28 protein-coding genes are annotated in these 22,170 nt (G+C 71.8%); 15 read left to right on the top strand and 13 right to left on the bottom strand.

The features are described from left to right. Nucleotides 1-1,216 precede the first annotated feature (1,216 nt). From CF8_RS18010 to CF8_RS17990, 5 genes are all read right to left on the bottom strand, one after another. A complete protein-coding gene (locus CF8_RS18010) occupies nucleotides 1,217-1,849 on the bottom strand; it encodes a hypothetical protein (protein ID WP_010834533.1) in 633 nt (210 codons plus the stop codon). 25 nt (nucleotides 1,850-1,874) lie between these two features. Next, a complete protein-coding gene (locus CF8_RS18005; protein ID WP_010834532.1) occupies nucleotides 1,875-2,468 on the bottom strand; it encodes a dihydrofolate reductase family protein in 594 nt (197 codons plus the stop codon). Nucleotides 2,469-2,603: 135 nt separating this feature from the next. Then, the gene (locus tag CF8_RS18000; protein WP_010834531.1) at nucleotides 2,604-3,275 is read right to left on the bottom strand and encodes a TOPRIM nucleotidyl transferase/hydrolase domain-containing protein; all 672 of its coding nucleotides are present in this window, start codon (nucleotides 3,273-3,275) and stop codon (nucleotides 2,604-2,606) included. A 5-nt stretch (nucleotides 3,276-3,280) separates the two neighbouring features. Beyond that, entirely contained in the window at nucleotides 3,281-4,033 is a 753-nt protein-coding gene (locus tag CF8_RS17995; RefSeq protein WP_010834530.1) for a hypothetical protein, read from the bottom strand. Nucleotides 4,034-4,139: 106 nt separating this feature from the next. After that, on the bottom strand, nucleotides 4,140-4,730 hold the full coding sequence (locus CF8_RS17990; RefSeq protein WP_010834529.1) for a hypothetical protein: 591 nt from the start codon (nucleotides 4,728-4,730) through the stop codon (nucleotides 4,140-4,142). A gap of 182 nt (nucleotides 4,731-4,912) precedes the next feature. Between CF8_RS17990 and CF8_RS17985 the strand changes: the two genes are divergently transcribed. From CF8_RS17985 to CF8_RS17965, 5 genes are all read left to right on the top strand, one after another. Next, complete coding sequence (locus tag CF8_RS17985; protein ID WP_036493565.1) at nucleotides 4,913-5,347, top strand: Fur family transcriptional regulator; 435 nt, start codon at nucleotides 4,913-4,915, stop codon at nucleotides 5,345-5,347. 37 nt (nucleotides 5,348-5,384) lie between these two features. After that, nucleotides 5,385-7,571 (top strand): catalase/peroxidase HPI, encoded by a 2,187-nt coding sequence (gene katG, locus CF8_RS17980; protein ID WP_010834527.1) that lies wholly within the window; start codon nucleotides 5,385-5,387, stop codon nucleotides 7,569-7,571. Nucleotides 7,572-7,669: 98 nt separating this feature from the next. After that, nucleotides 7,670-8,251 carry a carboxymuconolactone decarboxylase family protein gene (locus CF8_RS17975; RefSeq protein ID WP_198016877.1) on the top strand — a complete coding sequence of 194 codons (582 nt, stop codon included), beginning with the start codon at nucleotides 7,670-7,672 and terminating at the stop codon, nucleotides 8,249-8,251. After that, a complete protein-coding gene (locus CF8_RS17970; protein ID WP_010834525.1) occupies nucleotides 8,248-9,138 on the top strand; it encodes an RNA polymerase sigma-70 factor in 891 nt (296 codons plus the stop codon). The genes CF8_RS17975 and CF8_RS17970 overlap by 4 nt, the downstream gene beginning before the upstream one ends. Before the next feature lie 29 nt (nucleotides 9,139-9,167). Then, nucleotides 9,168-9,665, top strand: coding sequence for an FBP domain-containing protein (locus tag CF8_RS17965; protein WP_036491387.1), 498 nt, complete (start codon nucleotides 9,168-9,170; stop codon nucleotides 9,663-9,665). A 9-nt stretch (nucleotides 9,666-9,674) separates the two neighbouring features. On the opposite strand, the gene CF8_RS17960 is transcribed toward CF8_RS17965, so the two are convergent. Next, nucleotides 9,675-10,493: a GTPase domain-containing protein gene (locus tag CF8_RS17960; RefSeq protein ID WP_010834523.1), complete on the bottom strand. Its 819-nt coding sequence runs from the start codon at nucleotides 10,491-10,493 to the stop codon at nucleotides 9,675-9,677. A 78-nt stretch (nucleotides 10,494-10,571) separates the two neighbouring features. On the opposite strand from CF8_RS17960, the gene CF8_RS17955 reads away from it, so the two are divergent. Then, nucleotides 10,572-11,345: an acyl-CoA thioesterase domain-containing protein gene (locus CF8_RS17955; protein WP_010834522.1), complete on the top strand. Its 774-nt coding sequence runs from the start codon at nucleotides 10,572-10,574 to the stop codon at nucleotides 11,343-11,345. Nucleotides 11,346-11,348: 3 nt separating this feature from the next. Here the strand turns inward: CF8_RS17955 and CF8_RS17950 are convergent, their stop codons facing one another. Next, nucleotides 11,349-11,963, bottom strand: coding sequence for a class I SAM-dependent methyltransferase (locus CF8_RS17950; RefSeq protein ID WP_051204262.1), 615 nt, complete (start codon nucleotides 11,961-11,963; stop codon nucleotides 11,349-11,351). Between the two features lie 102 nt (nucleotides 11,964-12,065). Here CF8_RS17950 and CF8_RS17945 point away from each other — a divergent pair, with 102 nt between their 5' ends. The 4 genes from CF8_RS17945 to CF8_RS17930 are packed head-to-tail and all read left to right on the top strand — an operon-like array spanning nucleotide 12,066 to nucleotide 14,119. Then, the gene (locus CF8_RS17945) at nucleotides 12,066-12,509 is read left to right on the top strand and encodes an SRPBCC family protein (protein WP_036491384.1); all 444 of its coding nucleotides are present in this window, start codon (nucleotides 12,066-12,068) and stop codon (nucleotides 12,507-12,509) included. Beyond that, nucleotides 12,506-13,501, top strand: coding sequence for an SDR family NAD(P)-dependent oxidoreductase (locus CF8_RS17940; protein ID WP_010834520.1), 996 nt, complete (start codon nucleotides 12,506-12,508; stop codon nucleotides 13,499-13,501). The genes CF8_RS17945 and CF8_RS17940 overlap by 4 nt, the downstream gene beginning before the upstream one ends. Before the next feature lies 1 nt (nucleotide 13,502). Next, a complete protein-coding gene (locus CF8_RS17935; protein WP_036491382.1) occupies nucleotides 13,503-13,715 on the top strand; it encodes a hypothetical protein in 213 nt (70 codons plus the stop codon). Nucleotides 13,716-13,753: 38 nt separating this feature from the next. Continuing rightward, on the top strand, nucleotides 13,754-14,119 hold the full coding sequence (locus tag CF8_RS17930) for a hypothetical protein (protein ID WP_010834519.1): 366 nt from the start codon (nucleotides 13,754-13,756) through the stop codon (nucleotides 14,117-14,119). Here the strand turns inward: CF8_RS17930 and CF8_RS22650 are convergent. Then, nucleotides 14,116-14,286: a hypothetical protein gene (locus tag CF8_RS22650; RefSeq protein WP_198016876.1), complete on the bottom strand. Its 171-nt coding sequence runs from the start codon at nucleotides 14,284-14,286 to the stop codon at nucleotides 14,116-14,118. The genes CF8_RS17930 and CF8_RS22650 overlap by 4 nt on opposite strands. Before the next feature lie 66 nt (nucleotides 14,287-14,352). Between CF8_RS22650 and CF8_RS17925 the strand changes: the two genes are divergently transcribed. From CF8_RS17925 to CF8_RS17915, 3 genes are all read left to right on the top strand, one after another. Further along, a complete protein-coding gene (locus CF8_RS17925; protein ID WP_010834518.1) occupies nucleotides 14,353-15,027 on the top strand; it encodes a hypothetical protein in 675 nt (224 codons plus the stop codon). A gap of 89 nt (nucleotides 15,028-15,116) precedes the next feature. Beyond that, a complete protein-coding gene (locus tag CF8_RS17920; protein ID WP_156887261.1) occupies nucleotides 15,117-15,440 on the top strand; it encodes a hypothetical protein in 324 nt (107 codons plus the stop codon). Then, nucleotides 15,437-16,204 (top strand): WXG100 family type VII secretion target, encoded by a 768-nt coding sequence (locus tag CF8_RS17915; RefSeq protein ID WP_010834516.1) that lies wholly within the window; start codon nucleotides 15,437-15,439, stop codon nucleotides 16,202-16,204. Before CF8_RS17920 ends, CF8_RS17915 begins: the two co-directional genes overlap by 4 nt. Before the next feature lie 12 nt (nucleotides 16,205-16,216). On the opposite strand, the gene CF8_RS17910 is transcribed toward CF8_RS17915, so the two are convergent. Together CF8_RS17910 and CF8_RS17905 are read right to left on the bottom strand one after the other, a co-directional pair. Next, on the bottom strand, nucleotides 16,217-17,182 hold the full coding sequence (locus tag CF8_RS17910) for a succinylglutamate desuccinylase/aspartoacylase family protein (RefSeq protein ID WP_010834515.1): 966 nt from the start codon (nucleotides 17,180-17,182) through the stop codon (nucleotides 16,217-16,219). A 64-nt stretch (nucleotides 17,183-17,246) separates the two neighbouring features. Next, complete coding sequence (locus tag CF8_RS17905) at nucleotides 17,247-18,194, bottom strand: NAD(P)-dependent alcohol dehydrogenase (protein WP_036491377.1); 948 nt, start codon at nucleotides 18,192-18,194, stop codon at nucleotides 17,247-17,249. A 73-nt stretch (nucleotides 18,195-18,267) separates the two neighbouring features. Between CF8_RS17905 and CF8_RS17900 the strand changes: the two genes are divergently transcribed. Further along, on the top strand, nucleotides 18,268-18,918 hold the full coding sequence (locus CF8_RS17900; RefSeq protein ID WP_010834513.1) for a TetR/AcrR family transcriptional regulator: 651 nt from the start codon (nucleotides 18,268-18,270) through the stop codon (nucleotides 18,916-18,918). Here the strand turns inward: CF8_RS17900 and CF8_RS17895 are convergent, their stop codons facing one another. Then, a complete protein-coding gene (locus CF8_RS17895) occupies nucleotides 18,919-19,404 on the bottom strand; it encodes an ATP-dependent zinc protease family protein (RefSeq protein ID WP_036491375.1) in 486 nt (161 codons plus the stop codon). It lies immediately after the preceding gene. A 26-nt stretch (nucleotides 19,405-19,430) separates the two neighbouring features. Between CF8_RS17895 and CF8_RS17890 the strand changes: the two genes are divergently transcribed. Beyond that, a complete protein-coding gene (locus CF8_RS17890; RefSeq protein WP_010834511.1) occupies nucleotides 19,431-20,624 on the top strand; it encodes a RimK family alpha-L-glutamate ligase in 1,194 nt (397 codons plus the stop codon). Nucleotides 20,625-20,645: 21 nt separating this feature from the next. Here the strand turns inward: CF8_RS17890 and CF8_RS17885 are convergent, their stop codons facing one another. Further along, complete coding sequence (locus tag CF8_RS17885) at nucleotides 20,646-21,047, bottom strand: YbaB/EbfC family nucleoid-associated protein (RefSeq protein ID WP_010834510.1); 402 nt, start codon at nucleotides 21,045-21,047, stop codon at nucleotides 20,646-20,648. A gap of 62 nt (nucleotides 21,048-21,109) precedes the next feature. Further along, a complete protein-coding gene (locus CF8_RS17880) occupies nucleotides 21,110-22,162 on the bottom strand; it encodes a DNA polymerase IV (protein ID WP_084622931.1) in 1,053 nt (350 codons plus the stop codon). Nucleotides 22,163-22,170 lie beyond the last annotated feature (8 nt).

Raw genomic sequence — 22,170 nt, 5'->3', positions numbered from 1 at the left:
CGGCCAGAACTCGTCCTGCTTGACAGCAGCGCTCCGCCGCGCAAGGGCCGCTGGCGAATGGCTCGGTCGCGCCGCGCGTTGCGGTTTGGTGACGACGCCCGAGACCATCGCACGCGACCCCTCGGCGACCTAGAAATGGTCATGGCGAAATTCGATGCCCCCTGAGAACGGCGGACTCCAGAGGCTGCTGGCGGCATCCCCGGACCGTGGGGTACACACGTCCGCCGTCGCCGAGATCGCCTTCGTGCTGGGTCTGGTCGCGCTCGCGGCTGCGCCCTTCCCGGAAACCTACGCCTTGGCCTTGGCCGCCGGGACCCTCGGCTTCGTGATCGGGTTCGTGGGCCTGGCCAGCACCAGCCGTCCCGACGTGGCCGGGCGGGCGCTCGCGCCGTTGGACTCCTGCTCGGCTGTGTCGCCATGGTGCTGGTCGGCCTGCGCTACCTCGGCGTGGACACGGCGTTCGGCGACGATCTCGTGCCCACCCTGCAGGGCTGGATGGGGAGCCTCGACTCGCGCATTCCCAGGCCGTAGCGGCGGCCACCTCTGGAGTGGAGACACCGTGGCCCGGCCCGCTGAGCGGACCGGGCCACGATGTGCCGGGGGAGCGGCCAGGGGGTCAGTGCTCCAGGCTGAGCGAGCCCCGCCGGGTCGGATCGAGCGGCCGCGAGCCGTACCGCAGGCACCAGCGCGATCAGGACGGCGCCGATGACGGCGGGGATGGCGAAGCCGTAGAATTTCCACTCCAGGCCCTTGCCGGAGGTCAGCAGCCAGGCGCCGTACGTCGGGCCGACGATCGCGCCGATCCGGCCGACGCCGAGTGACCAGCCCAGGGCGGTGGCGCGCGCACTCCCGGGTAGTGCGTGGCGACGTAGCCGTTGACCAGGATCTGGGTGCCGACCGTGCAGAACCCCGCAACCGCGATCAGGAGCATGAGCAGGCCCGCGCCGGGCTTCGTGGCGACAGCGAGAGGGAGACCGCAGCGGAGCCGAACGCCGCCACGGCGACGGCCTCCGAGCCCCACCGGTCGGCGAGCTCCGACAGGGTGAGGCCATACTTCGGGCGAGGACCTCGGCCTCCGAGCGGCGGCCTCGGGCGACGAGGAAGGCGGCCGAATCCGGGAGGAACTTCCAGGTCCACGCGGCGTGCCTCACCCGTCCCGTCGAGCTCGCGGAGGCCATCATCAAGGCCTGACCACGACAGGCGAACGCGCCGAGGCTCAGCTCGGGCCGGCCACCCGCTCCGCCAGGCGTACGGCGGCGCGCGCGACGACCTCGGCATCCTCCGGATCGGCGGCAGCCCGCTCGGGCACCAGCCCACCGAGCAGCGCGGCCGGCTGGGTGAGCCAGATCCACGCCTTCCACGGATCCATGCCGGCGGCGAGCAGGGGCATCAGCACCGGCTCCAGATCGGCGCGCGGCTCGCCCTCCGGCGTGAGCTGGAAGGCGGGGACGATGACGTCGCGATGGTCGCCGATCACGAGCAGGCGGTGCACGGACGCCGTCTTGTGGATCATGAAGCGGGTCGCGTCGACCGACGTCCCGCGCACGCGCGCCAGCCCCTCGTAGTCGTAGGCCGGGGTGCCGAGGAGCTCCTCTCGCAGCCGCGCCTGCCGGGCCACGGTCAGCAGCGAGATCGGTACGGCGTGGGCCGGGTCCTCGCCCGTGGAGTGCAGCATCGCGTCGAGCGCCTCGAGCTGCTCGGCCGTCATCGGCTCGGTCGTCGCCGGGTCGGTCCACTCGGCCGCGCCCTGCGCATCGCGGGTGAAGGTCGGCAGCCCGGCGGCGCCCAGGTGGGCGGCGAGGTCGAGCCCCTCGAGCCAGTCGGCGAGGCGGTCGCCAGTCGAAGTCATGGGAGAAGGGTGCCGCACGTGGCAGTCAGGCGCGGCGATAGGTGAGGTGGGTGACGTGCGGGGTGGTCCGGCTGGCGACCGGCACCAGCGCCAGGCCGGGCACCTCGTCGAAGACCCGCAGTCCGTCGCCCAGCGTGAAGGGGGCGACGTGGAGGCGGAGCTCGTCGACGACACCGGCCGCGAGGTAGGCGTTGAGGGTGCTGACCCCGCCCGCGATCGAGACGTTGCGCTCGCCGGCCGCGCTCTTCGCAAGCGCGAGCGCAGCATCCGGACCGTCGGTGACGAAGTGGAAGGTGGTGCCGCCCTCCATCGCGAGCGGTTCCCGCGGCCGGGTGCAGAGCACGAAGACGGGTCCGCGGTACGGCGGTTCAGGCCCCCACCAGCCCTGCCAGTCGAGGTCCCACTCACCGCGGTCGGGCCCGAACATGTGCCGGCCCATGATGAAGGCGCCCGCGTCCAGGATGCCCGCGATCTCGTCGGCGCTGTCCTCGCCGTGCTCGAACATCCAGGTGTGGAAGCGCTCGCCCACGTCCGGCCCGAAGGGGTGCTCGAACGACTGGTCCCGACCGGCCCCCACGAGGTCGAGCGAGACGGACATATCGGCGGTGACGAGGCCCATGCGGTTCAGACTAGGGACGCCGCAGCACCGGCCGCCACCAGTGGCCGCCAGATCATCTGAGGCAGTTCGACCGCAACCGTCGCCACTCCACGCTCAACGAGGTGCCTCAGTCGCCCAACTGCCTCACTTGTGCGGTCACCGAGCCGCCCGGGCGAGCACCCCGAGCAACGGTGCCGGCACCCGCTCCAGTGCGCGCGCGCCCACGAGCAGCCCGGCATAGCGCGACTTGCGCGAGGCGCCCGCCCCGAGGAACCGCCGCATCTGCGCCTCGAACGGCTCGTCGCGCCAGGCCGGCTGCTTCTGCAGCGTCTGGAACGAGCCGCGGTCGCCCTGCGAGTCGAGCAGGGCCTCGATCGAGTCACGACCGGAGGCCCGGATCAGCTCGTCCTCGAGGTCCTCGACGCAGACGAAGAAGCCGAGCGCCTCCATGTCGGATCGGGACTGCGGCGTACCGAGACCGGCGGCGACCAGGCCTCGGCGGAAGAACTCCTCCTCGGCCTCGTCGCACAGCCCGCTGATCTCCAGGTCGGCACCTTGGGGGCCGAAGAGGACGAGGTGGCTGACGACGGCGTGGGCGCCACCCATCGGCACCACGACGACTCCCGCCGCGGTGAGGTCGAGGTCCAGCCGGACCGCCAGCGTCTCGAGCGCGACCTGGTCGCTGACGCCCTCGACCAGCACGAGTGAGCGCGCGCTCTCGGCCCGGGCGAGCGCGGCACTCCGGGCCACCAGCGGTGCGTCCGGCCCGCTCGGATAGCCGGACAGCGCCTCGCGGGCGAGGCGTGCGCGGTCGGGTCCGAGCGCCATCGGTCCTAGGAGGGCGTCGCCGTCGGCTCCGACTCCTCGGCGACGGTGAAGCCGCACTGCTTGCGCTCCTGCTCGACCTGCAGGGTGAGCCGCTCCTTGCCGGCGGCGTGCGCCTCGGCGACGGTGCCGGAGTAGATGGTGTTGTCCTTCGACTCCAGGTTGACCGCGGAGACCGACTCGCAGAGGTGGAAGACCTCGCCGGACTTGGTCCAGTAGACGAGGTCCTGGCCCGTGATGTCGGTGACCTGGTTGGACTCCTCGGTGTACTGCTCAACCGACGGCGCGTCGAGGTCGATGCCGACGGCGGTGGCGGCGATCATCACGAGCACGCCGATGCCGCCGGCCAGGGCCTTCTCCTTGCCGCTCATGTCCTTGTTCATCAGGATCAGCACGATCAGCGGCAGGAACGCGATGACGGTGATGATCGCGCCGAGCTGGTTCTGGACGAAGAAGCGCGCGGAGTCGCGGCGCGAGGCCGGGTCGAGGCGGTTGGCCTTCTTCCACAGCAGCGAACCTCCTGCTGCCAGCAGGCCGATCACGACGAGCAGGCCGATCAGCAGCACCATGTTGACGGGGGTGTCGCGCAGCACCCCGAAGATCGCGTAGACCTCGCCGGCGATGGCGAGCGACCACAGCAGCGCGGCGACCAGGCGCAGCCGGGTGGCCCTGCCCTCCGCCTCAGGGGTGGGCTTCCAGGTGGGTCCGTTGTCTGCGGCGTCGGCGCCGGTGTCGACCCGGACGACCTTCTTCTTGGCCATGGCGATCTCTTCCCGAGAGGCGATTGTCGGCAACGAGCCTAGTCATCACGTCGGGCCCACGCTCGTCTCGGCGACGAGCGTGGGCCCGGAATCCCCCTGTGGGTGCTCAGGCGGTCTCGAACCACGGCTTGTGCAGGTCGTAGAACGTCGCGCCCTGCATCGCGTAGTCGAGCTCGCGGCGCACCTCGGGCGGGGCATCGAGCATCTCGCCGCGACGTGCCGCTTCCTCGGAGCTGAACGCGACGGTCTCGGTGAACGTGCCGTCCGGCTCGATCGCGAGCGTCCCGCCGAGGATCTCCGGTCGCATCTCGTGCAGGCTCGTGGTGTCGGCCAGCATCGCCTTGAGCCGGCTCGGGTCGTCGACCTTGCCGCGGATGATCTGGACGAACCCCGCCTGGTCCGAGCCGCCGTCCATCAGCAGCGTGACGTCGTCGCAGTCGTGGAACTCCATGGGACCGTCCATCAGGGCGTTGAGGCGCCCGGCCCACTCGCCCTGCTCGGCGCGCTCGGAGTTGGCCATCGCCGACTCACGCGAGTCGAAGCGGACGACCCCGATCATCTGGTTGTCGTCGGTGAAGCCGTAGGTCCCCCCGAGCCAGCCGGTGGCCCCCGGCGAGAGGTCACGTCGCCACTCGTCGAGCAGCTGATGAGTCTCGTCCTGCCGCGTGCACGTGCCTTGAATGATCTGGATGAACACCTCTGCCTCCTCGGTCGATTTGATCGGCTGAGTCAGGTCGAGGCCGTGCGGGCAAAGGGGGCCCCGGCCGGGCCCAGTTCGCAACGTACGCCGATCGCCCGGTCGGCACCATGACGAGAAAAGAGGAGGGAGCGGACGAGCCTTACTTGACTCGTTCAAGAAAAGGGAGCAGGGTGGGCGCCGTGTCCACGCCCCCTCTCGATCGCTCCGCCGAGAGCCTCCTGCGAGGCGCCGGCCTGCGGGTGACGCAGCCCCGGATGGCGGTCCTCCGCGCGGTCGAGGCGAGCCCGCACGCGGACACTGCGACGGTGCTCGGCGCCGTACGCTCCGAGCTCGAGTCGGTCTCGCACCAGGCTGTCTACGACATCCTCGACGCGCTGACGCGCACTGGTCTCGTACGCCGCATCCAGCCGGCCGGTTCCGCGGCGCGCTACGAGCTGCGCGTCGGTGACAACCACCACCACGTGGTGTGCCGGTCGTGCGGCGCGGTCGCCGACGTCGACTGCGTCGTCGGCAGCGCACCCTGCCTGACCGCGGCCAACGACGCGGGCTTCGCCGTCGACGAGGCCGAAGTCGTCTTCTGGGGCACCTGCGCCCAGTGCTCACCACAGACCTGATCCACACAGACCACCCCGTCCACGAGAGAAGGAAGTCATGACCAACGACGCCGGCACCGAACTGAGCGAGATGAACGAGTCCACGGGCGGAGGCTGCCCCGTGATGCACGGTGCGCACCCGACCCAGGGCAGCGCCAACCAGGGGTGGTGGCCCGAGCGGCTCAACCTCAAGATCCTGGCCAAGAACCCCGCGACGGCCAACCCGCTGGGCGCGGACTTCGACTACGCCGAGGCCTTCAGCGGCCTCGACCTGGCAGCCGTCAAGAGCGACATCGAGCAGATGCTCACCACGTCGCAGGACTGGTGGCCCGCCGACTTCGGGCACTACGGCCCGCTGATGGTCCGGATGGCGTGGCACAGCGCCGGCACCTACCGCGTGCAGGACGGCCGTGGCGGCGCCGGCACCGGTCAGCAGCGCTTCGCCCCCATCAACTCCTGGCCCGACAACGGCAACCTCGACAAGGCCCGCCGCCTGCTGTGGCCGGTGAAGAAGAAGTACGGCCAGGCCCTCTCGTGGGCCGACCTGATGGTGCTCACCGGCAACGTCGCGCTGGAGTCGATGGGCTTCGAGACGTTCGGCTTCGCGGGCGGTCGCATCGACGCGTGGGAGCCCGACGACGACGTCTACTGGGGGCCCGAGACCACGTGGCTCGGCGACGAGCGCTACACCGGTGAGCGCGACCTCGAGAAGCCGCTCGCCGCGGTCCAGATGGGCCTGATCTACGTCAACCCCGAGGGCCCCAACGGCCACCCCGACCCGATTGCCGCGGCCGCCGACATCCGCGAGACCTTCGCCCGGATGGCGATGAACGACGAGGAGACCGTCGCGCTCATCGCCGGTGGTCACACCTTCGGCAAGACGCACGGTGCCGCCGACCCGGGCGAGAACGTCGGCCCGGAGCCCGAGGCGGCGCCGTTCGAGGCCAACGGCCTCGGCTGGCTGAACAAGTACGGCACCGGCAAGGGCGGTGACACGATCACCTCCGGCATCGAGGTGACCTGGACCGACACCCCGACCCAGTGGGACAACCGCTTCTTCGAGATCCTCTTCGAGCACGAGTGGGAGCTCGTCAAGAGCCCCGCGGGTGCCCACCAGTGGGCGCCGAAGAACGGCGGCGGCGCCGGCACCGTCCCGGACGCGCACGACCCGTCCAAGTCGCACCAGCCGATGATGTGCACCACCGACCTGTCGCTGCGGATGGACCCGGCCTACGAGAAGATCTCGCGCCGCTTCCTGGAGAACCCCGACCAGCTGGCCGACGCCTTCGCCCGCGCGTGGTTCAAGCTGACCCACCGCGACATGGGGCCCCTCGAGCGCTACCTCGGCCCGGAGGTCCCGAGCGAGGAGCTGCTCTGGCAGGACCCCGTCCCGTCCGTCCAGGTCCCGCTCGACGAGGCCGTGTCCGCCGCCAAGCAGGCGATCGCCGACTCGGGCCTGAGCGTCTCGCAGCTGGTGAAGACGGCGTGGGCGGCCGCCGGCTCGTTCCGCCAGTCCGACAAGCGGGGTGGCGCCAACGGTGGTCGCATCCGCCTCGAGCCGCAGCGCAGCTGGACGGCCAACGACCCGGCCGAGCTGGCCCCGGTGATCGAGAAGCTGGAGGCCATCGCGGTCGACTCCGGCCTCACCTTCGCCGACACGGTCGTGCTCGCGGGCAACGTCGGCGTCGAGCAGGCAGCGGCCGCCGCCGGAGTCACGCTCGAGGTGCCCTTCCACGGTGGCCGAGGCGACGCGACCCAGGAGCAGACTGACGTCGAGTCCTTCGGCTACCTCGAGCCCCAAGCCGACGGGTTCCGCAACTACGCGGCAGCCGACTCCAAGCTGCCGGCCGAATACCGCCTCGTAGACAAGGCCAACCTGCTCAACCTCAGTGCCCCCGAGATGACCGTGCTAGTGGGCGGGCTGCGGGTGCTCGGCGCCAACTCGGGCGGTTCGCAGGCGGGCGTGCTCACCGACAAGCCGGGCACGTTGACCAATGACTTCTTCGTCAACCTGCTCGACCTCGGCACGACGTGGCGCCCGGGCGAGGGCCAGGACACCTACGTCGGGACCGGCGCGGCCGGCCAGTCGTGGACCGGCACCCGGGCCGACCTCGTCTTCAGCTCCAACTCCGAGCTGCGCGCGGTCGCCGAGGTCTACGCCAGCGACGACGCGCGGTTCGTGCGTGACTTCGTTGCCGCCTGGACGAAGGTCATGGAGCTCGACCGGTTCGACCTGCATAGCTGATTGCTCATCGCCGACCGGGCCGGGTGTCACAACCCGCGCCCGGTCGGCGTCTTCATGTCCAACGCGCGACAAGACGCGTCGACGACAAGGAGACAGTGATGACCAGCACCCGAGTCCCCCCGGCCGAGATCACCGGTCTGTACGGCGGACTGCTCAAGATCGCCATGAAGAAGCTGCTCGGCGGCGTGCCCGCAGGTGCGGGCGTGATGTGGCACCACCGGGCCGTCTTCAACGACTCGATGAAGTTCGGCCGCAAGTCGGAGAAGTGGCACGAGCTCGACCCCAACATCAGCTCGTTCGCGACGATGGCCGCGGCCGCCGAGATCGGCTGCAGCTTCTGCCTCGACCTCGGCTACTTCCAGTCCCACAACAAGGGCCTCGACGAGGCCAAGGCCCGCGAGGTGCCGCGTTGGCGCGAGTCCGCCGTCTTCACCCCGCTCGAGAGGCGGGTGATGGAGTATTCCGTCGCCATGTGCCAGACCCCGGTGACCGTCACCGACGAGATGTCGGCGGCTCTCCTCGCCGACCTCGGGCCGGCCGGCCTGGTGGAGCTCACCGCCAAGGTCGGCTTCATGAACTCCAGCGCCCGCGGCAACATCGCCCTCGGCATCCACTCCGAGCAGTACGCCGAGGCGTGCGGGCTCGCACCGCTCGCGACCGCGAGCCAGCCCGTAGCGTGAGCGGCGTGACCTCCGTGAGCCCGGACCCGTTCGTCACGCACCGCAGCCTGCTGTTCACCGTCGCCTACGAGATGCTCGGCTCGGCGGTCGACGCCGAGGACGTCGTGCAGGAGACCTGGCTGGCGTGGCGACGCGTCGAGCAGGCCGAGGTCCGCGACCCGCGCGCCTTCCTGGTCCGGGTCGTCACCCGCAAGGCGCTGGACCAGATGCGGACGGTCGCACGGCGGCGTGAGGAGTACGTCGGACCGTGGCTGCCGGAGCCGCTGCTGACCAGCCCCGACGTGGCCGAGGACGTGGAGCTCGCCGACAGCCTGTCGACCGCGATGCTGCTGGTCCTCGAGACGCTGACGCCGACCCAGCGGGCGGTCTTCCTGCTGCACGACGTCTTCGACGTGGGCTACGAGGAGCTGGCCGAGGCGGTCGGCAAGACGGAGGCGGCGGTGCGCCAGATCGCGCACCGGGCACGGGCCCACGTGGCAGAGCGCAGGCCGCGCGGGGCGACCTCGCGGGCCGACACCCGGGCCGCGCTCGAGGCCTTCCGGACCGCACTCGAGACCGGAGACCTGCAACGCCTCGTCGACATCCTCGCCCCGGACGTGGTGATGCTCGGCGACGGCGGCGGGATCAAGCAGGCGCTGCCGCGCCCGATCCTGGGGGCGGACAAGGTGGGCCGGCTGCTCAGCGCCGGACTCCCGACGGTGGTCGGTGTGATGACGGGCGAGCTGGTCCAGGTCAACGGCTGGCCGGCGCTCCTCGTCCGCCTCGACGGCGAGGTCGACTCGGTGATGACGATGCTGGTCGAGGAGGGGCTCGTGTGCGGGATCTACACCGTCCGCAACCCCGAGAAGCTCTCGCGGATCCTGGACGTCGCGCAACTGACTCGCTGACGTCCGTGGTCTCGGGCGATCATGGAGCCATGACCCCGCTGACCGAGGCCGAGATCCGCAGGTCCTTCGTGAACTGCTCGCAGGGTGAGGCCAAGCGGCTGCGTGTCCCGCTCGGGCTCGCCGACACCGCGTGGGAGACCCTCGACTTCCTCGGCTGGCGCGACCCCGGCGCCCCAGCCGCGGCGTACCTCGTGACCGAGTGGCGCGGGAGGGTCACGGGCCTGGTCATGCGATTGAGCACCGACCGGCGCTCGACCGGTCGTCAGAACATGTGCGCGCTGTGCAGCACGGTGCACTCCACGACCGACGTCGCACTGATGGTCGCGCCGCGCCCCGGCGCCTCGGGCCGCAACGGCAACACCGTCGGCACCTACCTGTGCACCGACCTCGCCTGCTCGCTCTACGCCCGCCGCCTCAAGCAGCCTGATCGCGTGCAGCCGGTCGAGACCCTGAGCGCCGAGGCGCGCATCGAGCGCGTGCAGGCCAATCTCGACACGTTCGTACGTCGCGTGGTGGACGTCGCCTGACCCGAGCCCTCAGACGTGTCCGCTGAGCTGGGCGAGCCGCGTCGCGAGAGCGTCGACCATGGCGCTCGCCTGCTTGGCGGACAGGGCTGACTTCCGCTCGCCCCGGGGTGAGCCGCCCTGGCTGCTGACGGGCAGGACGTCGACCGACAGCTTCGCGCCGCCGGCCAGCGCCCGCAGCTCGTCGATCTTGTCGCCGAACGGCGACCCGCTCCCCGGCGAGTAGTAGTCGACGACGGCGTCCAGCTCGTCGGCGTACAGATCGGCCTTGGTCACCGCGATCACGAGCCACACGGGCTTGTCGCGGCGCACCGCCATCGACGCGATCCGGTGGGCGGTGATCGCCCAGTCCTCGAGCTCCGCGGCGAGCAGCTCGTCGCGGGTGGCGCTGGCGCGACCCGTGGTGCCGGCGGTCCGTCGCGGGGTGGCGTGGCCGTTGGCGACGACGTGGATCACGCCGTCGACGGGCTCGTCGTGGAAGACCTCGTCGAGCGCGCCGAGCCGCGTGGCCGCGTTGTCGCCCGGCACGACCAGGAAGCGGAAGCCGTGCAGGCGGGCCGAGCGCCGGGTGCGGCGCTCCATCACCGCCGAGCCGACCTCGGTGACACCGTTGCCGGAGGAGCGCCGCGAGAGCCGGTCGGCCAGCTGCGACTTGCCGACGCCGGTCATCCCGGTGACCGCGACCGTCGGGTAGCGGCGCCGGAACAGCCGGCCCATCCGTTCGGGCGCGGACGCCAGGCCGGTGAGGACGCCGCCGGCGATCGTGGCGCCGAGGGCGGTGCGACCCGTGCTGGGCAGGATCGTCCGGATGCGGGTGGCAGTGCGGGACAAGGGGCCTCCTCGGCCGGTGGCTCAGGTGGAGCGGCGTGCACCGAGCCTACGGTCCGGGCCGTGGGGCACGCTGTCCCCGTGGACCAGACCTACTTCCGCCGCACCGGACCGACGACCTTCGCCCCCACCGAGCACGTCGGTGGTGCGTGGCGCACCGACGAGCAGCACATCGCGCCCGCGATGGGGCTGATGGCCCACGCGGTCGAGCTCGACCTCGACGCCCGCCGCTCCGACGGCGTGAGGCTGAGCCGCCTCTCCTACGACATCCTCGGCGTCCTGCCGCTGGAGGAGGTCGAGATCGAGGTCCGCGTCGTCCGACCCGGTCGCACCGTCGAGCTCGTGGAGGCGGTGCTGACGCACGCCGGCCGCCCGGGCGTGCTGCTGCGTGCCTGGTTGCTCGCGGGCGGCGACACCGGCGAGGTGGCGGGCACCGACCTGCCGCCGATGCCGGACCCGGAGTCGTTCGACGAGTGGGACCCGACGACGGTCTGGCCGGGCGGCTTCATCGCCTCGGCGTCGCTGCGCCGTGACCACCACGGGCCCGGTCGCGGAAGGTTCTGGGCACGCAGCGCCACCCAGCTCCTCGAGGAGCCCGCCAGCGCCACCGCGACCGCCATGGGGCTGCTCGACATCGCCAACGGGATGACCGTCCGCGCCGACCCGCGCGAGGTCGCCTTCCCCAACGTCGACCTCACGGCCCACCTGCTGCGCGCGCCCGAGCCCGGCTGGCTCGGCTTCGACACCACGGTCTCCTTCGGTCCCGGCGGCCTGGGCGTGACGAGCAGCGTGCTGCACGACGAGCACGGACCGATCGGCACGCTCTCGCAGTCGCTGACGGTGCGACCAGGCTGAGCCTCAGTCGCGCCGGACGCGCAGGACGAGGTCGGTGTGGTGGTGGGCGCCGGGTCCCTCGGGCGCCGTACGCCCCCGCTCCTCCGCCACCTCGATCGTCCACCCGTCGCGGCCGGTGAGGACAGCGAGCAGGTCCTGGTGCCGGACGTAGTCATCGGGGTCGAAGCCGTGCTCGCGCGCCCGCTCGCGATCGACATGGGCGTGGTGCACCACCAGCAGGGTGCCGCCGGGTGCGACGGTCCGGAGCAGGGTCTCGATGACGGCGCCGTCGCTGCGCACGAGGGCGGGATAGAACGAGATCACCAGGTCGTACGTCGATGCGTCGACCTGCTCCAGGCCGATCGGTCGCCACTCGACGTCAGCGCTCGCGGCTGCCGCGGCACGCGCGGCCCGGTCCAGGGCGCGGGCCGACACGTCGATGCCGACGACACGCCAGCCGCGCTCGGCCAGCCAGATGGCGTCGGCGCCTTCGCCGCAGCCCACGTCCAGGGCCGTGCCGGCCTCGAGGTCGCTGACCTCGACGACGAGCTGCTCGTTGGGGTGCCCGCTCCACATCTGGTCGTCGCCGTAGCGCTCGTCCCAGTCCTCGGCGTCGGGGTGGTGTGCGTGTTCGTTCATCGGACCTCCCTGGAGAAAGTGTGCACCAGCGACGGTCCGCAAGGGTGGTCCGTCGTGTGGGGAGCGGACGTAGCGTGGACAGCGACCGAGGAGGAAGCCCACATGCCGACCGTGTCCCGCACGTTCACCACGACCGCGCCACCCGAGGTGGTCTTCGACTACCTCGCCGACTTCACCAACGCCGAGGAGTGGGATCCGGGCACGAAGTCGTGCGAGCGGACCTCGGGTGCGGGGGGAGTGGGCACGACCTATCGCAACGTCTCGTCCTTCCTCGGCCGCGAGGCGGTGATCACCTACACCACCGTCGAGCTCGAGCACCCGACCCGCATCCGCCTGACCGGTCGCAACGAGCAGTTCCACGGGCACGACGTGCTCGGGATCCGCGCGCACGACGGCGGGTCCGAGGTGACCTACACGGCTCAGTTCTCCTTCCACGGCAAGTCCAAGCTCGCGGTCCCCGTCGTGGCTGCCTACCTCCCCTTCCTCGCGCGCACGACCGTCGAGCAGATGCGCGGCTGCCTCGACCGGCTCCCGGGGGCACGATGACCGCCCCGCTCCCCGCGCGCGCGCTCGACACCTTCCTGGACCGGACGCTGGTCCTGGGCTACACGAAGATCGGGCTCAACGTCCGGCGTGCGCTGCCGGGCTGGCCCGCCGACCCCGCTCCCGGCGCGCTCTCCGGCCGACACGTGCTGGTCACGGGCGCCAGCTCGGGGCTCGGCACCGCCACGGTCGAGGGGGTGGCCGCCCTCGGCGCGACCGTCCACCTCGTGGTGCGCGACGAGGTCAAGGGAGCGCGGGTGCGAGACGACATCGCCTCCCGGCTGCCCGGAGCCGTGATGCGCCTGTGGCGCTGCGACGTGGGCGACCTCGAGGACGTACGGCGCTTCGCTGCCGACTTCGGCAGCGAGGTGCCCGCCCTGCACGCGGCGGTCCACAACGCGGGCGTGATGCCGCCCGAGCGGACCGAGTCGGCGCAGGGCCACGAGCTGAGCATGGCCGTGCACCTGCTCGGGCCGGTCGTGATGACCGAGGCCCTCCGGCCCGTTCTGACCGGCGGCCGGGTCGTGCTGGTGAGCAGCGGCGGGATGTACGGCCAGCCCCTGCGGTCCGACGATCCCGGGTTCCGTCGCGGGGACTACTCCCCGACAGCGGCGTACGCACGGTCCAAGCGCATGCAGGTCGAGGTGCTGCCGCTCCTCGCGGACCGGTGGTCGCTCGACGAGATCACCACGGCTGCGATGCACCCGGGCTGGGCGGACACCCCGGGCGTGCGGGAGTCACTGCCGCGGTTCCGGGCGGTGACCCGACCGCTGCTGCGCGACGACGCGCAGGGCGCCGACACCAGCGTGTGGCTCTCGGCGACGCAGCCGGCTCCGCCCACCGCGCTCTTCTGGCACGACCGACGGCCGCGGCCGGTCAACCTCGTGCCGACCACGCGCGCGGACGAGGCGGCCCGGGCGCAGGCATGGGGATGGCTGACCGAGGCCGCGGGGCTGGAGCACCCGACGGCGCGCACCGAGACGAAGGAGCACTGACATGGCTGCCCAGATCGATGACCCCTGGCACGACCCCGACGCCAGCGACGACGACGTGGACCCGGGCTCGGTGTTCCCCGGGGCAGGTCGTCACGTCGACGACGCCGAGCGCCTCGCCGCGCTCGCGGCCGAGCCCGCGGGCAACGCCGAGCAGAACGACACCGTCGACACCGACGCGATCGACTCCCGGGCCCACGAGACCAACGACGAGTGAGGCTTGTCCGGTTCCGGGCAGGCGGACAAGGTGGAGGCATGAGCAACCAGGGCGAAGGCGATTTCGGCCAGACCGAGCTCGACCCGCAGGAGCAGTCCGAGGCAGAGGTCAATCTCGACGACCCCACCGCGGGTGCCGACGAGCCGTGGTCGCCGCCTGACCGCCACCCCCGTGGCGCCGAGCTGGCGGAGCTCGATGACGAGTCGCTCAGCGTCCGGCTACGGCAGGAGGAGGCCGACCCGGAGGACCTGGCCGAGCACGAGCAGATGCTCGGTGGCGACGACCCGGACGCGATCCCCGCGGGTGAGGACGTGCTCGGGGGTGACGCCTCGGAGGAGGACGACTCGGTCGACCTCGACGGCGAGCGCGGCCCGGAGGCCGACGCGATGCATCTGGAGGGCTAGGACGGATCCTCGATCTCGGCGTGCCGACGGTGCAGCCGCTCGCGGATCTCGTCGGCGGAGTAGGACCGGCGCTCGCGCTCCTGGCGCGTGATCGCGGCGCCCGTCGCGACGCCGCCGAGCACCCCGGCCAGGCCGAGCAACTTCCACCACGCGAACCTCTTGGCCATGACCGGAGCATAGGCGTTCTGCCCGGATGAGGTCAGCGGCCTTCCCCCCAGTGCAGACTGGCCGCCATGGACGACGCCCTGACCCTGGATCAAGCGGTCGACATCACCCGGACCGGCGACCTGTGGCTCTTCCGCGGGCGTACGGTCGCCGACCGGGCGATCCGGACGCTGACCAACTCCCCGGTCAACCATGTCGGGATGGCCGTCGTCATCGACGACCTGCCACCGCTGATGTGGCACGCCGAGCTCTCCAAGGTGCTCACCGACGTCTGGACGGGCGGCAACCACCGCGGGGTGCAGCTGCACGACCTGCGCGAGGCGGTCGACCGGTGGTCGGGCACCTACCGCCAGCAGGCGTGGCTGCGGCAGCTCACGCCCGAGGTCGGGCGTCGCGAGGAGGACGCGATGCTGACCGCGATCGCGCGCCTCGACGGGGTGTCCTTCCCCAGCACGGCCAAGCTGCTGGCGCGCTGGTTCCGCGCGCGCGACGCCTATGTCGCGCAGCGGCACCGCGGCCGCAAAGTCCGCCCCGAGCAGGCCTTCTGTGCCGAGGTGGTGGCGACCACCCTGCAGGACATGGGGGTGATCGCCCTCGACCGGCGCGCGCAGTGGTTCGACCCCGGCACCTTCTGGAGCGGCGACTTCCTGCCGCTCACCGACGGCTGGGCGTACGGGCGCGAGGTGAAGGTCGGCGAGCCCGGAGCGGGCCGCGCCCCCAGCGCGCGTGACCGCTGGCGCTGAGGGTTTTCCACAGCTGACGACTCGGTCGTTTCCGCCCCCACCTCGCGCGGGCACTCTCCCTGCACCAACGCCCAGCAGTGGAGGACACCATGACCGGCCGACTAGTTGCCGAGCTCGCAGCGATGACCCGCGTCGCTGCCGACCAGCGCCACGCCCGCAACACCCTGATCCGGATCCAGCACGACCGGCGTGAGGCGGTGCTGGACCCCGACGCCCTGGGCAAGATCCTGCCCGCCCACGAGGTCGTGGAGACGTTCCGTGCCGTCAACCGTGCCGTCCGCGCCGAGATCTGGGACGTCGCGCAGCGGTGCGAGGACCTCAGTGACGGCGTCCGCGAGGTGCGCGACCTGTTCCGAGCCGTCGACGCCGACGTCGCCGAGCGCTTCCAGGCGCTCCTGGGCGGCCCGCGATGAGCCCCCGGGTTGCACACGCGCTCGACCTCGAGTCGCAGCTCGGTGCGCTGGGCGCGGAGATCGCCGCGCTCATGCGACCGCTGCTGGCGCCGTTGCTCGAGAAGCTCGAGTGGGTGACCGGCGACGGCGAGCAGGTGCACGAGCTGGCCCGCCGCTGGCGGGCGATGTCGGAGGCGCTGACGCACGTGGCGCATGACGAGCGGGGTGCGCTCGAGCGCGTCGACGGCCAGTGGGAGGGCCTGGCCCACACGGCCCTCGTCGAGGCGGTGATCGACATCAGGCGCGACCTGGACGCCGTCGCCGAGGGCGCGAGCGAGGTGGCCGACCTGCTCGACCAGGCCGCGCTCGCGGTCCGCCGGTGCGAGCAGCTCGTGCGCGACCTCGTCCGGGAGCTGATCGAGTGGGCGGCCATCTCGCTGGCGCTCAGCGCGGCCGGCGCGATCATCACCCTCGGCGCCTCGGCCGCGGCCGGGGCGGCTGCCGCTGCCGCGCGGGCCGGCATCGTCAGCGCCCAGATCACCGCCCGGCTCGGCCAGCTCGCCCTCGAGCTGCGGCGCATCGAGTTCGCCCTCGGGATCTACCAGGTCTGGGCGAAGAACCTCGGCTTCGTGCAGCGGCGGATCCTGGGTGCGGCCCAGGGCCTCGTCGTCAAGGAGGTGACGTCCCTCGACGGCAACTGGAAGCCGCCGGCGCTGAGCCTCGCGCAGATCCGGCTCGAGCCCGAGCCCTGCTTCGAGCAGCCGACGGCGGGTCCGAGCTGGTGACCAGCTGGATGACTAGGCGTCGCCGGTGAAGACGTCGGCGATGTGGATCAGCGCGTCGCCGGAGTTGACCAGCGGCTGCTCCGTGCGGCCGATGACGATCCCGGTCCGGTTCGCGTGCACCAGTCGCAGCGTCTTGCCGAAGGAGTCGTGCAGCGCGCCGAGCCGCTCGCCCTCGGTGACCAGCTGCCCGAGCGTGACGTCGAGGTGCAGGATGCCCGTGCGCCGCGCGCGCACCCAGCCGCTCGCGCGGGACTCGACCGACGGGGTCGGCGCCGGCTCGTTGACCGGCTCGGTCATCTCCAGTGCAGCCAGCACGCGGCGTACACCGATGACACCGGCGTCGATGGCGTAGTCGTCGAAGCGCAGGCTCTCACCGGCCTCGAAGAGCAGCACCTTGGCGCCCTGCTCGCGGGCGGCCTCGCGCAGCGAGCCGTCGCGGATGCCGGCGTGCAGCATCACCGGCGCAGCGAACGCCTCTGCGAGCTGGCGGGTCAGGTCGTCGTCGAGGTCGGCGCGCACGTGGGGCAGGTTGGAGCGGCGGTCGGAGCCGGTGTGCAGGTCGAGGCCGACGTCGCACTTCGCCACGACCTCGGTCATGAACAGGTGCGCGATGCGCGCCGCCAGCGAGCCGCGGGCCGAGCCCGGGAAGGAGCGGTTGAGGTCGCGGCGGTCCGGCAGGTAGCGGTCCCCGGTCATGAAGCCCAGGACGTTGACGACGGGTACGGCGACGAGCGTGCCCCGGAAGGTCTTGGGATCGAGCCCGGCGAGCACCTGGCGGATCACCTCGACCCCGACGACCTCGTCGCCGTGGATCGCGGCACTGAGCCAGACCGTCGGGCCGTCCTCGCGCCCGTGCACCACCCGGACCGGGAGGCTGACGTCGGAGCCGGTGACCAGGCGGGTGATCGGCAGCTCGAGGTTGCGGCTCGAGCCCGGGCGGATGCGGACCGTGCCGATCCCGAAGGACTCGCGCGCCATCAGCGGGCGTCGTGGTGGGCAGGCATCTGCGCATTCTCGCAGTCGCCCGACCCTGCACGCGGCATCACGGGACCACGACGACGTTGCCCACCTTGCGACCGGAGTCGGCGATCTCGTGGGCGCGCACGATGTCCTCGAGGGGCAGGACGTGCGAGTTCACGACGACCAACCGGCCCTCGGCGACGAGGTCGAGCAGGGTCGCGAAGTCCTCGGCCCGCTCCGGGGTGGTGCCGGCCTTGACGTTGCCGCGCGCGAGCAGGTTGTCGCTGAGGTCCGCCACCGCCTGCAGCAGGACGCCGTCCGGCGTGAGAAGCCGGCGACCGGTGTCGCGGCCGAGGTTGCCGACGGTGTCGAGGACGACGTCGAACCGCTCGCTCAGGCCCGCGACCGGCGTCAGGGCGTAGTCGACGACGTGGTCGGCGCCGAGCTCCTTGAGGAGCGTGGCGTTGGCGGCGCTCGCGACGGCGGTGACCTCGGCACCGAAGTGCTTGGCCAGCTGCACCGCGTTGGTGCCGATCGCCCCCGACGCGCCGTTGACCAGGACGGTCTGCCCGGGCTGGACGCTGCCGACGTCGCGCAGGAAGTACAGCGCAGTCGCGCCGCCGAAGAGCACTCCCGCGGCCTGCTCGTGCGTGACGCCGGCCGGCAGGTGCACCAGGCGCTTGGTCGGAAGCGCCGCGAGCTCGGCGTGGCAGCCGGCGCCCAGGCCGGTGGTGCCGCAGACCTCGTCGCCGACCGCGAACCCTTCGACGCGAGCGCCCACGGCCTCCACGACCCCGCTGGCGACCCAGCCGAGCACGGGACGTCGCGGTCGGCGCAGGCCGAAGAGCGCGCGGGCGATCAGGCCGTAGCCCCGCGGGAACCGCGCGGCGCGGATGCGGGAGTCAGCGGCGGTCACGGCGGTGGCGTGCACGCGCACCAGCACCTGCTTCGGACCGAGCATGGGGGTCGCGACGTCCTCGACATGCACGACGTCCGGAGCGCCGTATGCGCGGTGGACTGCTGCCTTCATGGTGATCTCCTTACACATGTAAGGCAGAGCGTATCCTTACACTCGTAAGTCCACTACTAGGGAGATCCCTGACATGTCCCCGAAGCCTGCCCGCCCCGCGCTCAGCCGCGAGCTGATCGTCTCGGCGGCCGTGGCCGTCGCGGATCGCGGCGGCCTGGCGGCGGTGAGCATGCGCAACGTCGGGCGCGAGCTCGGCGTGGAGGCGATGTCGCTCTACCACCACCTCCGCGGCAAGGAGGACCTCCTCGACGCCCTCGCCGACTGGGCCTTCGCCCAGATCACGCTCCCCGATCCCGAGCTGCCGTGGCGGGTCGCGATCTCCACCCGCACGTCGTCGGCTCGCGACGTGCTCCGCCGCCACCCCTGGACGCTCGGGCTGCTGGAGTCGCGACGCCACCCCGGCCCCGCACTCCTGCGCCACCACGACGCGGTGCTGGGCTGCCTGCGCCGGCACGGCTTCTCGGTCGCGCTGGCCGCCCACGCCTACTCCGTCATCGACGCCTACGTCTTCGGCTTCGTGCTGACCGAGCTCAACCTGCCGATGGAGCCCGGCGAGAGCACCGAGGAGTTCGCCGCCGAGCTCGGGCAGCTGGGCGACGACTACCCGCACCTCGTCGAGATGATCACCGAGCAGGTCGTGGGTCGCGACTATGCGTACGCCGATGAGTTCGACTACGGGCTCGAGCTCATCCTCGACGGGCTGGCCCAGAGGCTGCGGGCCTGATCAGACGCCGCGGTTGCGGCGCCGTACGGACTTCTTCGGGCGACCGCCGAGGTAGGACCGGCGCGAGTCGATGAGATAGCCCTGGCGCAGCGCCTCGCGTCCGATCAGCATCCGGAAGCCCATCTGGTCGCGGCTGGTCAGCGTCACCTCCGCGGTCACGGTCCGCTCGACGAGGGTGACGTCCAGCAGCACGACGTAGCGCTCCTGCACGTGCCCGGTCGAGGAACGCACGTGCCGGCGGTCGTGGATCGGCAGCTCGACGTCGACGGAGTCCTCGCGCGAGCGCTGCCACGGGTGGATGGAGAAGCGCACCCACGACTCGCCGTCGCGGTCGAACTCGTGGATGTCGAAGGCATGGATCGCGCTCGACCGGGCACCGGTGTCGAGCTTGGCCTTGACCCACTCGACGTCGATGCCGGGCAGACGAACCCATTCGCGCCAACCGGCGGTCAACTGACCGGGGCTGGTTGGATGGGTGGCTGCCACCCCCCTATCCAATCAGGTGTGATCTCGTGAAGCTGGCCATTCTGTCCCGCGCCCCGCGCTCCTACAGCACCCAGCGGCTGCGCACCGCCGCCCAGGACCGGGGGCACGAGGTGAAGGTGCTCAACACCCTGCGCTTCGGCATCGACCTGTCGGGCGACCAGCCCGACCTGCAGTTCCGCGGCAAGCAGCTCTCCGACTACGACGCGATCCTGCCGCGCATCGGCAACTCGATCACCTACTTCGGCACCGCCGTCGTGCGGCAGTTCGAGCAGATGGACGTCTACACCCCCAACACGGCCTACGGGATCTCCAACTCCCGCGACAAGCTGCGGGCCTCGCAGATCCTGTCCAAGCACGAGATCGCGATGCCGGCGACCACGTTCGTCCGCGACCGCGCCGACGTGATCCCGGCGATCGAGCGCGTCGGCGGCGCTCCGGTCGTGATCAAGCTGCTCGAAGGCACCCAGGGCATCGGGGTCATCCTGGCGCCGGACATCAAGGTCGCCGAGGCGATCATCGAGACGCTGCAGAGCACCCGGCAGAACGTCCTGATCCAGCGCTTCGTCAAGGAGTCGAAGGGTCGCGACATCCGCGCCCTCGTCGTCGGCGACCGGGTCGTCGCGGCGATGCGGCGGGTCGCGAAGGGCGACGAGTTCCGCTCCAACGTGCACCGCGGCGGGACGGTCGAGGCCGTCGAGCTCGACCCGGCGTTCGAGGAGGCCGCGGTCCGCTCCGCGCAGATCATGGGCCTGCGGGTCGCCGGCGTCGACATGCTCGAGGGCAACGACGGCCCGCTGGTGATGGAGGTCAACTCCTCGCCCGGGCTCGAGGGCATCGAGACCGCCACCAAGCTCGACGTCGCCGGCGCGATCATCGACCACATCGACAACCAGGTCGCCTTCCCGCAGATCGACGTCCGGCAGCGGCTCAGCGTCTCGACGGGGTACGGCGTCGCCGAGCTGCTCGTCCATGGCGACGCCGACATCGTCGGGCTCACCCTGGGCGAGTCCGGCCTGCGCGAGAAGGACATCTCCGTGCTGACCCTGCACCGCGGCACCGCCGTCATCCCCAACCCGCGCGCCGACACGGTGCTCGAGTCTGACGACCGGCTGCTGTGCTTCGGCAAGCTCGAGGAGATGCGCTCGATGATCCCGGCCCGTCGCAAGCGGATCCGGAAGGTGAAGAAGCTGCCGAGGGTCCCGATCCACGAGCAGGAGTAGCCGGGCCGCTGCGCGACCTCCTCAACCGCCGTCAGCGGAGAGGGCGTCGAGCTCCGCGCGTACGGCGACACGGTCGGCGTCCGTCGGTCGGCCGGCCAGCATCGCGTCGAGGTCCGCGGCGGGCACCAGCGTGCCGACGAGCTCCGCGAGCCGCTCACCCGCCCGCGCGGTCGCGTCGTCGACCGCCCGCAGGATCGCGGCGGCGAGGTCGGAGGGCGGCAGGGACAGGGCGCTCGGCTCCAGCGTGAGCGCGGTCGGCCGTCCGGCTGCGTTGACGCGCACGCGCACGCGTCCCTCGGCGGTGTGCGCCTCGCCGTACAAGGTGGAGAGCTCGTCCTGCACCCGTGCGATCTGCTCGAGGTGGCGGGCGGTCTCGCGGCGGAGGTCGTCGAGCCAGGGCTCGGAGGGTGGTGTCTGGGTCATGCGTGGACGGTTCCCGCGGGCGACCGGCGAGGAACCTCGAGCCCCGTGCCTGTGGACAACCCTCAGTAGCCGCCCTCGGGCGGCTCCATCTCGGCCCGCACCCCGAGCAGCCGAACCGGCCGGTCGTCGGCGAGCGCGTCGTAGAGCGCCAGGGCGGTGTCCGCGAGGACGCCCGGATCCATCGTCGGCCCTGACAGCTTGCGCACCTTGGTGTGCGTGAAGAACGGCGCGAACCTGACCTTGAGGTGCACCCGCGTCGCCGCGCGGCCCTCCTTGGCGAGGTCCTCGATCACCCGCTCGGCCAGCTCCCGAAGGGCGACGGCGACGTCGTCGCGGGTCGTCAGGTCGGCCTGGTAGGTCGTCTCCCGGCCGTGGGCCCGGGCGACCCAGGGCGTGTCGTCGGGCCAGGCGCGCCCGCCGCCGCGCCCGAGCCGGCCGATGTGCGGGCCGGTGTTGGGGCCGAACGCCTCGACCAGCGGTTCGTCGGGGCTGGCCGCGAGCTGGGCCACGGTGTCGATCCCGATCGCCGCCAGCCGCTGGCCGATCTTCGGTCCGACGCCCCACAGCGCGGTGGTCGGCCGGTGGCCCATCACGTCGAGCCAGTTCTCGCGGTGCAGGAAGTAGGTGCCCTGCGGCTTGCCGAAGTCGGTCGCGATCTTGGCCCGGACGAGCGTGTCGCCGATCCCGATCGAGCAGTGCAGGTCGGTCCGCGCGAGCACCGCGGCCTGCAGCTCCAGCGCGGTCGCCAGCGGGTCGTCGGTCTCGACACCGACGAAGGCCTCGTCCCAGCCGAGCACCTCCACCACGGCGCCGGGGTGCGCGCGCAGGGTCGCCATCACCTCCGCGGACGCGGCCTCGTAGACCGGGAAGTCGACCGGCAGCAGGATCGCGTCGGGGCAGCGGCGTACGGCGATCTTCAGGGCCAGTCCCGAGTGCACGCCACGCTCGCGCGCCTCGTAGGACGCGGTCGAGACCACGGCCCGCTCGGTCGGGTCGCCCCGGCCGCCGACGATCACGGGCAGGCCGATGAGCTCGGGACGGCGCAGCAGTTCGACGGCGACGAGGAACTGGTCCATGTCGACATGGAGCACCCAGCGGGGTGAAGTGCCTGTCACCCCGACAT

Origin of the sequence: Nocardioides sp. CF8 (genome assembly GCF_000389985.1) — a bacterium.
GTDB lineage: Bacteria > Actinomycetota > Actinomycetes > Propionibacteriales > Nocardioidaceae > Nocardioides > Nocardioides allogilvus.
This window is presented reverse-complemented; position numbering and strand designations above follow the sequence as displayed.

What these genes read in the sequence shown, in the direction of transcription:
- CF8_RS17885 (WP_010834510.1), bottom strand. Translation starts at nt 21,047, where the DNA reads ATGACCCAGACACCACCCTCCGAGCCCTGGCTCGACGACCTCCGCCGC.
- CF8_RS18005 (WP_010834532.1), bottom strand. Translation starts at nt 2,468, where the DNA reads ATGGGCCTCGTCACCGCCGATATGTCCGTCTCGCTCGACCTCGTGGGG.
- CF8_RS17935 (WP_036491382.1), top strand. Translation starts at nt 13,503, where the DNA reads ATGGCTGCCCAGATCGATGACCCCTGGCACGACCCCGACGCCAGCGAC.
- CF8_RS18000 (WP_010834531.1), bottom strand. Translation starts at nt 3,275, where the DNA reads ATGGCGCTCGGACCCGACCGCGCACGCCTCGCCCGCGAGGCGCTGTCC.
- CF8_RS17905 (WP_036491377.1), bottom strand. Translation starts at nt 18,194, where the DNA reads ATGAAGGCAGCAGTCCACCGCGCATACGGCGCTCCGGACGTCGTGCAT.
- CF8_RS17975 (WP_198016877.1), top strand. Translation starts at nt 7,670, where the DNA reads ATGACCAGCACCCGAGTCCCCCCGGCCGAGATCACCGGTCTGTACGGC.
- CF8_RS17915 (WP_010834516.1), top strand. Translation starts at nt 15,437, where the DNA reads ATGAGCCCCCGGGTTGCACACGCGCTCGACCTCGAGTCGCAGCTCGGT.
- CF8_RS17930 (WP_010834519.1), top strand. Translation starts at nt 13,754, where the DNA reads ATGAGCAACCAGGGCGAAGGCGATTTCGGCCAGACCGAGCTCGACCCG.
- CF8_RS22650 (WP_198016876.1), bottom strand. Translation starts at nt 14,286, where the DNA reads ATGGCCAAGAGGTTCGCGTGGTGGAAGTTGCTCGGCCTGGCCGGGGTG.
- CF8_RS17920 (WP_156887261.1), top strand. Translation starts at nt 15,117, where the DNA reads ATGACCGGCCGACTAGTTGCCGAGCTCGCAGCGATGACCCGCGTCGCT.
- CF8_RS18010 (WP_010834533.1), bottom strand. Translation starts at nt 1,849, where the DNA reads ATGACTTCGACTGGCGACCGCCTCGCCGACTGGCTCGAGGGGCTCGAC.
- CF8_RS17995 (WP_010834530.1), bottom strand. Translation starts at nt 4,033, where the DNA reads ATGGCCAAGAAGAAGGTCGTCCGGGTCGACACCGGCGCCGACGCCGCA.
- CF8_RS17900 (WP_010834513.1), top strand. Translation starts at nt 18,268, where the DNA reads ATGTCCCCGAAGCCTGCCCGCCCCGCGCTCAGCCGCGAGCTGATCGTC.
- CF8_RS17925 (WP_010834518.1), top strand. Translation starts at nt 14,353, where the DNA reads ATGGACGACGCCCTGACCCTGGATCAAGCGGTCGACATCACCCGGACC.
- CF8_RS17950 (WP_051204262.1), bottom strand. Translation starts at nt 11,963, where the DNA reads ATGAACGAACACGCACACCACCCCGACGCCGAGGACTGGGACGAGCGC.
- CF8_RS17965 (WP_036491387.1), top strand. Translation starts at nt 9,168, where the DNA reads ATGACCCCGCTGACCGAGGCCGAGATCCGCAGGTCCTTCGTGAACTGC.
- CF8_RS17940 (WP_010834520.1), top strand. Translation starts at nt 12,506, where the DNA reads ATGACCGCCCCGCTCCCCGCGCGCGCGCTCGACACCTTCCTGGACCGG.
- CF8_RS17910 (WP_010834515.1), bottom strand. Translation starts at nt 17,182, where the DNA reads ATGGCGCGCGAGTCCTTCGGGATCGGCACGGTCCGCATCCGCCCGGGC.
- CF8_RS17945 (WP_036491384.1), top strand. Translation starts at nt 12,066, where the DNA reads ATGCCGACCGTGTCCCGCACGTTCACCACGACCGCGCCACCCGAGGTG.
- katG (WP_010834527.1), top strand. Translation starts at nt 5,385, where the DNA reads ATGACCAACGACGCCGGCACCGAACTGAGCGAGATGAACGAGTCCACG.